This is a genomic window from Mycobacterium sp. (genome assembly GCF_050700595.1).
Taxonomy (GTDB): Bacteria; Actinomycetota; Actinomycetes; order Mycobacteriales; family Mycobacteriaceae; genus Mycobacterium.
On sequence record NZ_JBOHHI010000100.1, the window covers coordinates 1 to 10,846 of the forward strand.

8 protein-coding genes and 2 pseudogenes are annotated in these 10,846 nt (G+C 64.7%); 4 read left to right on the forward strand and 6 right to left on the reverse strand.

Features of this window, described 5'->3' with window-relative positions:
• Window positions 1–123: 123 nt before the first annotated feature.
• From ACRDTL_RS09730 to ACRDTL_RS09740, 3 genes are read left to right on the forward strand one after another with little or no spacing between them, the layout of a single operon-like run.
• On the forward strand, window positions 124–1,305 hold the full coding sequence (locus ACRDTL_RS09730) for a tyrosine-type recombinase/integrase (RefSeq protein WP_431506502.1): 1,182 nt from the start codon (window positions 124–126) through the stop codon (window positions 1,303–1,305).
• Between the two features lie 56 nt (window positions 1,306–1,361).
• Entirely contained in the window at window positions 1,362–3,920 is a 2,559-nt protein-coding gene (locus tag ACRDTL_RS09735) for a tyrosine-type recombinase/integrase (RefSeq protein ID WP_431506503.1), read from the forward strand.
• Window positions 3,917–4,510, forward strand: a complete 594-nt coding sequence (locus tag ACRDTL_RS09740) for a DUF6262 family protein (RefSeq protein WP_431506504.1) — start codon at window positions 3,917–3,919, stop codon at window positions 4,508–4,510. Before ACRDTL_RS09735 ends, ACRDTL_RS09740 begins: the two co-directional genes overlap by 4 nt.
• 4 nt (window positions 4,511–4,514) lie before the next feature.
• Here the strand turns inward: ACRDTL_RS09740 and ACRDTL_RS09745 are convergent, their stop codons facing one another.
• The 4 genes and pseudogenes from ACRDTL_RS09745 to ACRDTL_RS09760 form a co-directional block, all read right to left on the reverse strand.
• Complete coding sequence (locus ACRDTL_RS09745; RefSeq protein WP_431506505.1) at window positions 4,515–6,017, reverse strand: flavin-containing monooxygenase; 1,503 nt, start codon at window positions 6,015–6,017, stop codon at window positions 4,515–4,517.
• Window positions 6,018–6,043: 26 nt separating this feature from the next.
• Window positions 6,044–7,294: a cytochrome P450 gene (locus ACRDTL_RS09750; RefSeq protein WP_431506506.1), complete on the reverse strand. Its 1,251-nt coding sequence runs from the start codon at window positions 7,292–7,294 to the stop codon at window positions 6,044–6,046.
• Window positions 7,291–7,728, reverse strand: a complete 438-nt coding sequence (locus ACRDTL_RS09755; protein WP_431506523.1) for a hypothetical protein — start codon at window positions 7,726–7,728, stop codon at window positions 7,291–7,293. Before ACRDTL_RS09755 ends, ACRDTL_RS09750 begins: the two co-directional genes overlap by 4 nt.
• 48 nt (window positions 7,729–7,776) lie before the next feature.
• Window positions 7,777–7,887 (reverse strand): annotated as a pseudogene (locus ACRDTL_RS09760) (TetR family transcriptional regulator); the annotation flags it as partial.
• Window positions 7,888–8,097: 210 nt separating this feature from the next.
• On the opposite strand from ACRDTL_RS09760, the pseudogene ACRDTL_RS09765 reads away from it, so the two are divergent.
• Window positions 8,098–8,679: pseudogene (locus ACRDTL_RS09765) on the forward strand (pseudouridine synthase); the annotation flags it as partial.
• A 22-nt stretch (window positions 8,680–8,701) separates the two neighbouring features.
• On the opposite strand, the gene ACRDTL_RS09770 reads toward ACRDTL_RS09765, so the two are convergent.
• Together ACRDTL_RS09770 and nei2 are read right to left on the reverse strand one after the other, a co-directional pair.
• Entirely contained in the window at window positions 8,702–9,589 is an 888-nt protein-coding gene (locus ACRDTL_RS09770) for a TauD/TfdA dioxygenase family protein (protein ID WP_431506507.1), read from the reverse strand.
• Window positions 9,590–10,094: 505 nt separating this feature from the next.
• On the reverse strand, window positions 10,095–10,844 hold the full coding sequence (gene nei2, locus ACRDTL_RS09775; RefSeq protein WP_431506508.1) for an endonuclease VIII Nei2: 750 nt from the start codon (window positions 10,842–10,844) through the stop codon (window positions 10,095–10,097).
• Window positions 10,845–10,846: the final 2 nt, after the last annotated feature.

A 10,846-nucleotide genomic window follows, 5' to 3' on the forward strand; every position in this document is an offset into this window, starting at 1 on the left:
CGACTTTACCGACCGCAATTAAAGCTGTACACGCCGTTCGTCTTACGTGACTTTGGCCTCGTCGCGTGGTTGTTTACCAACCGGGTTCGCGATGTCCGTCACGTTCGGGCGAGGAGGCGGCGTATGGCGCAGCGAGTGGTGGTCGGAGATCTTCGCGTTCAGCAGATCGACCGGCGGGATGGACGGCGATCCTGGACCATCATGTGGCCGGAAGGAACCGAGCATGCGGAGGCGGACCGGTTCCTGCGCCGTCACGACGGCTCGGGCACTCAGCGCACCTACGCCTACCTGTTGGTCGATCACCTGCGGTGGCTGGAGCGCGAGTGCCTGGCCCTAGATCGGGTGCGGCTGCGGGATCTGGAACGCTACATGGGCATCCTCGGCGCCGAGGTACGGATGCCGTTGGGTGAGCCGTGGCGGACCGGGAAGCGCCCTTATGGGGCTGCAGCGCTGTCGATTACGGCGGCCTGCCTCAAAGGTTTCTATCTGCATCAAGCTGCGCTTGGAGTCAATCCTGAGCTCGGCAAGGGCCTCAACCAGTCTCGGTTGCCGTCGCGACTGGATCGTCGCCGCAGCTTCCTGGGTCACACGACTAAGTCGCTGCCGGCCAATCCGCTTGCCCCACATGGTCCGCGACGGCGGCATCCGAAGATGTTGCCGGACGGTGCGCGAGACAAGCTACTACAGACCGTGTATTCGGCTCGGGACAGGCTGGTGGTGACCTGGCTGAGTGACGGGGGCCTTCGGATCGGCGAGTTGTGCGGGCTCCACCTGGTCGACCTGCATCTGCGTGAGGGCGCGAAGTGCGGACAGTGCTGCACTCCGCACGTGCACATCTGCCACCGCCCGAACAACCCGAACGGCGCCGAGGCCAAGACCAAACATCCCTGGCGCACTGAAGACGACACCGTGACCGGCGGGCTCATCAAGCGAGTAAGTCCAGCAATGGTTCACACCTATTTCGATTACATGACGACCGAATACCGCTGTGGATCAACGGAACACGGCATGCTGCTGGTCCAGCTGCACGGCGACAACACGGGACAGCCGTGGGCCCCGGTAGCGGCCCGCCGCATGCTGGCACGTGCGGGCACTCGCGCCGGACTGGGAGTCGTCAAGCCGCATGCCTTCCGGCACAACTTCACCTCGGCGGTATTGGACGCCTCGCAGGGCAACCTGTTGATCGCCCGCGACGCCGGCGGCTGGGCCTCGGCGGCCATGGTCGATGAGATCTACGGACACGTCGATGTCCACGATCCGGCCTTTGATGCGGCGCTGCACAAGGTGTGGGGTGAGAGCCGGTGAGCGGCCGCAACGCCCGAGCTGGGCTGCCGTTCTTGTATCAGGATCGATCTGATCGCGTGGGTCGCGACCGGCTGGAGATCCTGACCACCCTGATCGCCGGCCCCTCGTTTGATCCGATCTTTCGCCCGGACGTGATCGAGATCCCGCGCCAGCACCCGATCTATCGCTGGGAGTGTGTGGTCGGCGGTTGTGAGCGATCGCGCTCGGGCGGGTCGGATCTGTGCTCCGAGCATCTGCGGCAGTGGGCTCGCGAACACGAGCGCGGCGTGGGCAAGGCCGCGTTTCTCACCGCTGCAACGGGTTTGAAACGCCATGTGCAGGCCGAGGAGCTGGTCTGTCGGGTGTGTCCGCAGCGCCCCGTTGCGCATACAGAGCTGCGGTTATGCCAGCGGCATCTGTGCCGATGGGCGCGCCACGAGAAGGCCAACGGTGGACGCGCCGACTTGACCGCGTGGCTGGGCGAACAGCTATCCCTTCCCGGTTACGGATCCTGTCAGGTGGCGGTTTGCACCAATATCGCCGACTCGCCACTGGGCTTGTGCCCATGGCATGAAAGTCGCTATAAGCGTGACGATCGGCCCGGCCGCGCGAGGCTGCCGTCGTCATGGTGGCAACGCTATGAACGGTTCGGTCGGCCGGTCCCGATCGAGTACGCCGATGAGGCGGCGTTTCGTCGGTGGTGTGCGACCGTGCCGGCACCGTGGTGGTCTGGGCAGATCAACTTGCTGGGTCTGCGCCCCCTGGTGTGCGCGGAGATCAAGTGGGGCCTGTTCATGCATACCCAGCGTGCGCGGCCCACCCGATGGGACTTGGGTTGGATCCGCTCTTTGGTGGCCACGTGTCGCGACCACGATGTAGAGACGCTGCTCGGCTTTCCGCTCGGTGCCGGCGGATCGGCGAACTTCACCAGTGCGATCGTCAAGGAGATCCTGCACGAGCTGCGTCTGGTCTACTTCACCCCCGCCGAGACCAAGGACGCCGGGTTCATTGAGACCGACCACTTCGGTGTGCGGTGCTATCAACGCGCAAGCCACGTCGATCTAACCGGGATCCCGCAGCGCTGGTTGCGTGATCTGGTCTGGGACTATATCGCCGCGCTGCTGCAGTCACCGCGCTGCCCTCGCTCCGGCGGGGTGATCGACGGAATCCGCAGGGCAGCAACCGAGCTGGGTGCTTTCCTGGAGGTCGACGCACCCGGTGGTGGGCATAACCCCACCGTGCTGGATGGCGAGCACATGCGGCGGTTTGTCGCTGACCAGCGCCGCCGCGAACGCGATGGGCTGGCGTCGCTGGCGATCAAACAGCCCGGTGGAAAGCCGAGCATCGTCACCACGGTGACCCGCTCGATTCTGTTCAACGCCCTGCACAAGATGCTGCGCGACGTGATGGACACCGGCGCGGCCGACCGCATCGGCTTGGCTCGCGCTTTCATTGTCGCCGTGCCCACCGCGGGAGCCACTACCGGTCGCACTCCACGCCGCCCGTTTCCAGATGAGGTGGCACGCGCGCTGGCCGACGAGAACAACCTGCGCCAGCTGGCCGAGGTCTGCGATCCGCGGGACCATGGCCTGCGCGACATGTGGGAGATCACCGTCACCACCGGTCGGCGCATCGGAGAAGTCCTGCAAGTGCGTTGGGACTGTCTGGGCCGCTACGGCGGGCTGCCGATTTTCTGGCATGACCAGACCAAGGTCGGCAATTACGATGCCGCCATCCGCATCCCCGAGCGGTTGCACGACGTCATCGCCGAGCGGCAGCGCAAGACCCTCGAGCGCTTCGCCGTAGAGCATGGCCGTCAGCCGGTGGTCGCCGAACGCGCCTGTCTGGCGCTGTTTCCGACCAGGTACCGAAACCACGACGGCAGCGTGGCGCTCAGCTACCAGTGGTTTCATAGCCGGTTCCGCGACTGGATTGACGAACTTGACCTAGGCCACTACGTGCCGCATCAGGCCCGCCACACCCTGGCCACCAACCTATTGCGCGCCGGGGCCAGTCTCACCCACATCCGCCGATATCTCGGCCAGGTCAGCGACCGGATGGCCGAACACTATGTGCACCTGTCGAATTCGGATCTAGAAGACGTGCTGCAGCAGGTCTGGGTTGCCGGTCCCGGCACCGCCAACCCCGGCGAACTACTGCATGGCACTGCAGGGTCGATGACTCGCGAACAAGCCCGAGCGCTCGCCATCGACTTGTCGCGGCGCAGCACGCCCGCTGAGGGCGGCTTCTGCACCTTCCAGCCCGTCGTCGACGGCGGGACATGCCCATGGAATCTGGATTGCCACAACTGCGACAAGTTCGTCCTGTCCGGTGCGGATCTGCTGTATTGGCGGCGTAAACGTGAGCAATGGCGACAACTCGCCGAAGGCGCGCCCGATGAGGCCACCGCCGAATACCTGCACCGCTATTTTGAGCCCACCGCCCGCGCCATCGACGGCCTCGAGCAAGCCCTCGCCGGGCTGGATCTGCTCGAGCAGGCCCTCGCGCTGGACCTGCGCAAACCCCAGGACTACTTCCACCGGGTGTGGTCCACCGCCTTCCGCGCAACCGACCTCGCCGCCACCACAGAAGATGCCCGCACCGACCACGACAAGGATGAGGAGGCCTGCGCGTGACCGCCACCAACCAACCTGAACCGCGCACCGCCGCAGCACTTGCCGCCCGCCGCCGGGATATCCAGGCCGCGCTCGGCCGCGTCCACGACGCCATCGCCCGGCTTCGCCGGGAGAAGACTCCCGTCAGTGTCGCCGCCGTCGCTCGTCGGGCCAGTGTCTCTCGCACCTTCCTCTACACCAACCCTGATGCGAAAGCCGCTGTCGCGGACGCAGTCCGCGGGTCGGGCGACCAACACACCCGACTCGTCGCCGAGGCCGACGAGTCACGTGAAGCGACCTGGCGCGAGCGGGCCCTTAACGCTGAGGACGCGCTCAAGGCCGCCCACGCCGAGATCCTGGCCCAACGCAGCCGCATCGGCGAGCTCCTCGGTCAGATCCGCGACCTGGAAGCCGAATGGACACAAGACGACGTCCAGCGGATCACCACCGAGAACACGAGCCTCAAACAGCGCGTGCGCCAGCTCACCACCGATAACCGCACACTGGACGAACGACTTAAAGCCGCCCGCTCCAACCTGCGCTTCCAAGACCGGCGCATTGCCGACCTCGAAGCGCGGCTGACCGAGTCGGTAAACCAAACCTACAAGTGAGAGATCACGTTGCGGGTGACAAGGTGAATAGGTAGTCGTTGTCGTCGTACTGGGTCAACATTGTGGTGAGCCGCTTGCGGTCGAATGGCCAAAGGTCGATGTGGTTGTCGTCGGCGAAATACCAGGAGTTGCAGCCGGTGTTCCATACGGTTGGACCCATCGCCTCGGCGACGTCGTCGGCGAAAGAGTTGGTGGCTTCTTCGGTGATTTCGACGGTGGTGATCTTGTCGTCACGGAATCGGCGCAGCCATTCGGTGATGTAGCGGGCGGTCAGTTCGGCGACGTATTGCATGGACATCACTCCGGTCGGGGAGTTGGGGCCCATGACGGTGAACAGGTTGGGAAATCCGGGGATCAGCGTCATAGCCCAGCCACGAGGACCTTTTGCCCAGGCGTCGTCGATGGACAGTCCGTCGCGGCCGCGCAGATTCATCGGACGCATGTAGTTGCGGGCCTGAAAGCCCGTGGCGAGCACGATCGCGTCGACGTCGTGGTGGACGCCGTCCGCGGTTCGTATTCCGGTCGCGGTGACGGCCGTGATCGGCTCGGTGACCAAACTGGCGTTGGGCTGACAGATCCGCCGGTAGTAGTTGCCTGAGATCACCTGTCGTTTGCAGAACGGTTGGTAGTCGGGGGTGAGTCGGGCGCGAAGGTTCTTGTCTTGCACTTGCACTCGCAGGCAAAGGCGCGCGTAGCCCTGGGCCAGTCGTCGTCGCCAGGTCGGTCGGGTGAGCAGGTCGACCATGAGGTCGGAACCGAGGCGCTGCGATGTTTCCACTGTCCTGTCCAGTCTCGGCAGCGCTCGCAGCAGCTGACCGACGACGCGTGGTTGCCGCAGCCCCGTCGGCATCCACATCACCCACTGGGGTGTACGCGCGAAATGCGTGATGTGCGCGGCCTCAGGTTGCAGCGCGGAAAAGACTTGTGTACCGGTCGATCCGGTGCCGATCACAGCTAGGCGTTTGCCCGCAGTGTCGATGGCAGTCCAGCGGGCGGTGTGCACCACCGGCCCGGTAAACGAGTCGAGGCCGGGGATGTCCGGGATAAACGGGTGGTGCAACACACCGGTGGCGGCGACGACGAAGTCGGCGTCGATCTCCTCACCACCTGCGGTTGAAACTCGCCACCGGTTGTCGGTGAATACCGCCGAGGTGACCTCGCATCCCAGCCGCAGTTGCGGGCCAAGCTGGAGCTGTTCGACGACGTCGCGGTGATACCGGAGTATCTCCTCACCGGTGGCCCAGATGTGTTTCCAGTCGGGTTTCGGCGCGAACGCGAATTGGTAGCCGTGCGATGGTATGTCGCATCTCAGGCCGGGGTAGCGGTTCCAGTGCCAGACCCCACCGACGTCGGAACCCTTTTCCAGAATCACGAAGTCGTTGAACCCGGCCTGCTTGAGCGTATGAGCCGCGGCGATACCCGCCATGCCGGCGCCAATGATCACAATGCGAGGGCTTCGCCCCCCGGGCTTTGCGGTGGCGGCCGGGTCGCGGTAATACATTGTCATGCGGGCCCTTTCGTGGTAGCAGTAAATCAGACGCTGGCGTCTGACTTCTCGCGCTCACGATCGATGAGGACTGGCAGTGACCGGAGTCCGCGCAGTACCGGGCTGGCAATCCTGGTCGGAGTTCCGGCGCGCGCGAGGCCTGGTAGCCGACGCGCGAGCATCTCGATCGCGGCGCGGCCTTCGATGCGGGCCAGGGCATTGCCGATGCAGAAGTGGATGCCGGAGCCGAAAGCAATGTGCTCGTTGGAATTTCGGTCGAGGCGAAACTCGTCCGGATCGTCCCAATGGCGGGGATCGCGGTTTGCGGAGCCGATCAGGGGTAGCACCCTGGCGCCGGCGGGGATGGTTGTGTCGCCGATGGTGATGTCGGTGGTGGCGATCCGGAGCAGGCCTTGGCCGGGTCCGTCAAAGCGGAGTGTCTCCTCCACCGCGGCGGCGGCCAAGGTTGGATCGGCGGTGATCTTCTGCCACAGGTCTGGCCGATCCAACAAGGCCAGCATCGCGTTGGAAATGAGGTTGGTGGTTGTCTCGTTGCCGGCGACTAACAGTAGGACGCAGAAGCTGATGAGTTCGACCAGACTCAGGGCATCGGTGTCACGGTCGCCGGCTATTAGGAGGCTGACGAGGTCGTCGCCGGGGTTGCGACGCCGGGTACGTACCGTTTGTGCAAAAAACCAGCTGATCTCGGCTGCGCTGGTCAGCATTTTGGTCTTGCTGCCACCGGTGAGCAGCCCGTTGACCAGGTTGTCCGACCAGCGCTTGAAGTCGTTGTGGCGATTGGCCGGGATACCCATCATCTCGGCGATCACGATCGTCGGCAGCGGGGATGCCAGGTCGGCGACCAGATCGATCGGTTCGTCGTCGGCGTTTGCGGCGAGGTCGTCGACGAGGTGTTCGGCGATGTCCCGGATTCGCGACTCCCACCCGGTAATTCGTCGTGGTGTGAAGGCGCGGCTTACTTTGCGGCGCAGCTGGGTGTGTTCGGGCGGGTCGCTGGTCAGCACGGTGCGAATCGGCGCAATGCGACCTAACACTGCGGCGAGCCGGTGCGGGACCTTCATCGTGGGGTTAAACGGGTTGTCGTCGACGACTCCCAGGTCGGAGGAGAACCGCTTGGCATCTCGCACTGCGACCGCCACGTCATCGTGGCGGCTGAGGATCCACAGATCCGGATCCGCGAGGTGATAAACGGGAGCTTGATCGCGTAGCCGCGCATAGTGCGGGTAGGGGTCCGCGATGACTGTCGGATCGTTGAGATCGAAGTGCGTTGTAGTCATTTCCGCGCTCCGATCGCGGTCATCAGCGTGAGAACCCATTGCCGAACGAATCGGTCCTCGTCGATTCCGAGTGGGCTGTCGTTGTGGATAAATGTTGTGATCCAGTAGTTTTCGATCGAACCGAGCCAGATCGCGGTAATCGCCTCGAAATCGCGATCGGGTGAACCATCTTGTGGTGCTTTGCCTTCGAGCCATTTGGCAAGAAACTGATGCGACCTGGCGAACAGACGATCCCGGGCATCGGTCATCACGTCGGGAAAGCGGTCGCCTTCCTTGGCCATCACGCGGATCAGGTCGCGCCAGTTGGCCATCAGCACCAGTGAGCCCCGGGCAACCAGTGTGAGCTCGGCCTCCAGGTTGCCCAGCGACAACATCGGTGCGAGGGTAAAACTCGCGTCGGCGGTCTGGATGGCCCGCTCGACAGCGGCGGCCATGACCTGTTCCTTCGACCCGAAATGGGTGTAGAGGGCCCCCGAGTGCGGAGACAGGCCAGCCGCCTTCTCGATCGATGCGATCGACGTGCCGGCATAACCGTGCTCGGCGAATAGCCGCAGCGCCTCGTTGAGGATGCGATCGCGGGTGTTGTCGGCCATAGGCGTCGTTCCAATCAAATGCTTGGGTACTGCAACCCTATGATTGTTAGGCCGCCGTGACAAGAGGTGCTCGAGCGAACCGCTCCGTCCGGCCCCCGATGCGTCAGCAGATTGCCGTGTTTGGCTCGATCACGACTCAGTCATCGTGAACATGTCAGCGACGCATAAACGCAGTTCAGATGCGTACTTGAGTTCTGCCCGGTCGGTAAAATCGACAAGCCGCACTTTCTGGCCACCATGCCACGCGGCCGGCACGTCGCACAGACCGCGCTGGTGCGGTTGCGCCGCGAACTGGGCTTGCCCGAACTCTCGCCGGCGCACCGGCTGGACCGGTTGACCGCCGGGGTGCTTCTGTTCACCACCCACCGCGAGCTGCGCGGCGCCTACCAGACGTTGTTCGCGCGTGGCGCCGTGCGCAAGACGTATCTGGCCCGGGCGGCGGTCAACCAGGATGTAGGGCTGCCGCGGGTGGTGCGTAGCCGAGTCATCAAGCGCCGCGGTGGTTTACAGGCCATCGCCGAGCCGGGTGAGCCCAACGCCGAGACGCTGGTCGAGCTGATATCGGCGGAAGGGCTGTACCGGTTGACCCCGCGCACCGGGCGCACCCATCAGCTGCGGGTGCACATGGCGTCGCTGGGGTTGCCGATTCATGGGGACCCGTTGTACCCCAACGTGGTCGACATCGCACCGGACGACTTCAGCGCGCCGCTGCAGTTGCTGGCTCACAGCCTGGAATTCGAGGACCCGATCAGCGGGATCCGATGCAGGTTCGTCAGCCGACGGACATTGTAGTCAGAACGGCGGGCCCGCACCGTCATTCCGCCGTCTGGCGCGACGGCGCATGCATGGCGTCGAGCCCGTCTGCGGCCGTCGCGGAAATCGTGCTCCGCACCATGTAGCGCGGCTTCGGCGCCGGCCATGGCCGGCCACGATGCATGGTCGCGCGGTTGTCCCACATCACAACGTCGCCCTCGCGCCACGAGTGCAGATAGCTCGCACCAGCGGCGGTTGCCGCCTCCGTCAGCTCGGAGAGCAACTCCCGCGCCGCTTTCAGTTCCATGCCCTCGATCGCGCAAATGTGCGAGGCCATGTACAGCGCCTTGCGGCCATTGATCGGGTTCCTCCAAATAAGACGCCAGCATTGTGGCGGCAGCGCCGCCCGCTCCGCCGGGCCGGCAAGATCGTGCGCGATCTTGCCGCGCGAATAGGCGTATTCGTGCCAGGCGAAGGAATTTTCCAGCCGCCGTTGCAACGCCGGATCGAGGCGCTCGAAGGCGAGCCGGGTGGAGACATACTCGGTCTCGCCCCCCCGCCCCGGAATGATGCGCGACGACAGCACCGAAGCGAGCGCCGGCACCCGCTTGAACGAACTGTCGGTATGCCAGAGCTGGTTCGCCTTGTTCTCCAAGGCGAGCCGGTGATCTTCCGGCACTACGTCCCAGTTCTCGTCGAGGGTCTTGAGGATCACGAGGTTGGTGCCGTAACCATCCGAAGCCACCTTGGTGACCTCGAGCGGGCCGAAGCGGCGCGAGAAGGCAAGCTGCGCTTCATCGGTGACGTCCTGGTCGCGAAGGACCAGAACCGAGTGCTCCTCGAACGCCGCGCGCACCGCCGTGTATGCGGCCTCGCCGGCCGCAACGTCGTGGATGGTCACTCCGCGCAGTTCGGCGGCAAAGCCCGGACCCAATGGCACGATTTCCATCGGCAGCCCTCCGTCGCATTCCAGATTCGAGTACGAATCTCCACCCAAAACGAGCCCCAGGCAAGCAAGCTGGCTCACACGGGCTCGAAGCCTCGTCAAGATTCGAGATTGGTGCCCATGGTCTCCGGCGATGCTGAGTTGAAAACGCTTTAGCAGCGTTCGACGCCCCGGGGCATGATTCGCAGCATGCCTTGATCGACCTTCGACGCCGGGCTGCGCGCGTGCGCAATACCTCCCGCATAGGCCCCGCTACGCGTGGGCGTCATAGCCTGCACCACGGTGCGGAGGGTTTCCCATGCGTGCGCCTTCAGGGAGCCCGTTCTGAGGGAGCCGATATTCACAGCACTGAGGCCGACATGGTTCTGCAGTGTGAGCACGCTGGTGTCCTTAAGTTACCGGCCCCGGGTACCTATATGTGATCGGGGTCTCAAGCCAGTCAGCGATGACCAACCGCCATTCGGCAACTTCTATTCCAGGCGCACTCCGGCCGCGGCTCGGCATGGCCTCACCGCTGGCAGGCCGGGCACCAGAAGCTGACCCGGTCTCCGGTGTCGTCGGACTCTATTGCGGTGCCGCAGCGACGGCAAGCCTGCCCGGCGCGCCCGTACACCCACAGCCGGCGACCGGGGCGGGTGTCGCCGGTCGTGCAGCGTGCCCACCGTGAACGATTTGCCCACAGCATTTCGCGTGCCCGTATCGCCAGCCGCTGCGGGTCGGCGACGGTGCTGACCGGCGCTGTCGGCCGAAGGCCGCTGACGAAACACAATTCATTGCAGCAGACGTTGCCGATTCCGGCCATCGCCCGCTGGTCGAGCAGAGCCGCGGCGAGGGACCGCTGCGGATCGGCCGTCAGGTTGACGGCGGCCAGCTCTGGATCCCAGTCGTCGCCCAGTAAGTCCGGCCCGAGGTGCGCAACTACCTCGCCGTCGCGTTCGCGATCGAGGATCTCCAACACACCGAGGTCGACCCCGACTACCCGAACTTCACCGGCTTCCAAAATGATCCGGACCCGGTGATCGGCCGCCCGAGTGGTTACCCGCCAGCTGCCGTCCATCTTCAGGTGCGAGTGGATGCTGACCAACCCCACCCGGATGAACAGGTGCTTGCCCCGGCTGACCACCTCGTCGACCACCTGCCCGGTCAGGTCGACGGTGGCGAACCGCGGTACCCGAATGTCGCAGCGGGTCAGTGTGCGCCCGGCCAGTGCCGGCCGCAGCACGGCGGCGGTGTGCCAGACGGTGTCGCCTTCGGGCATGC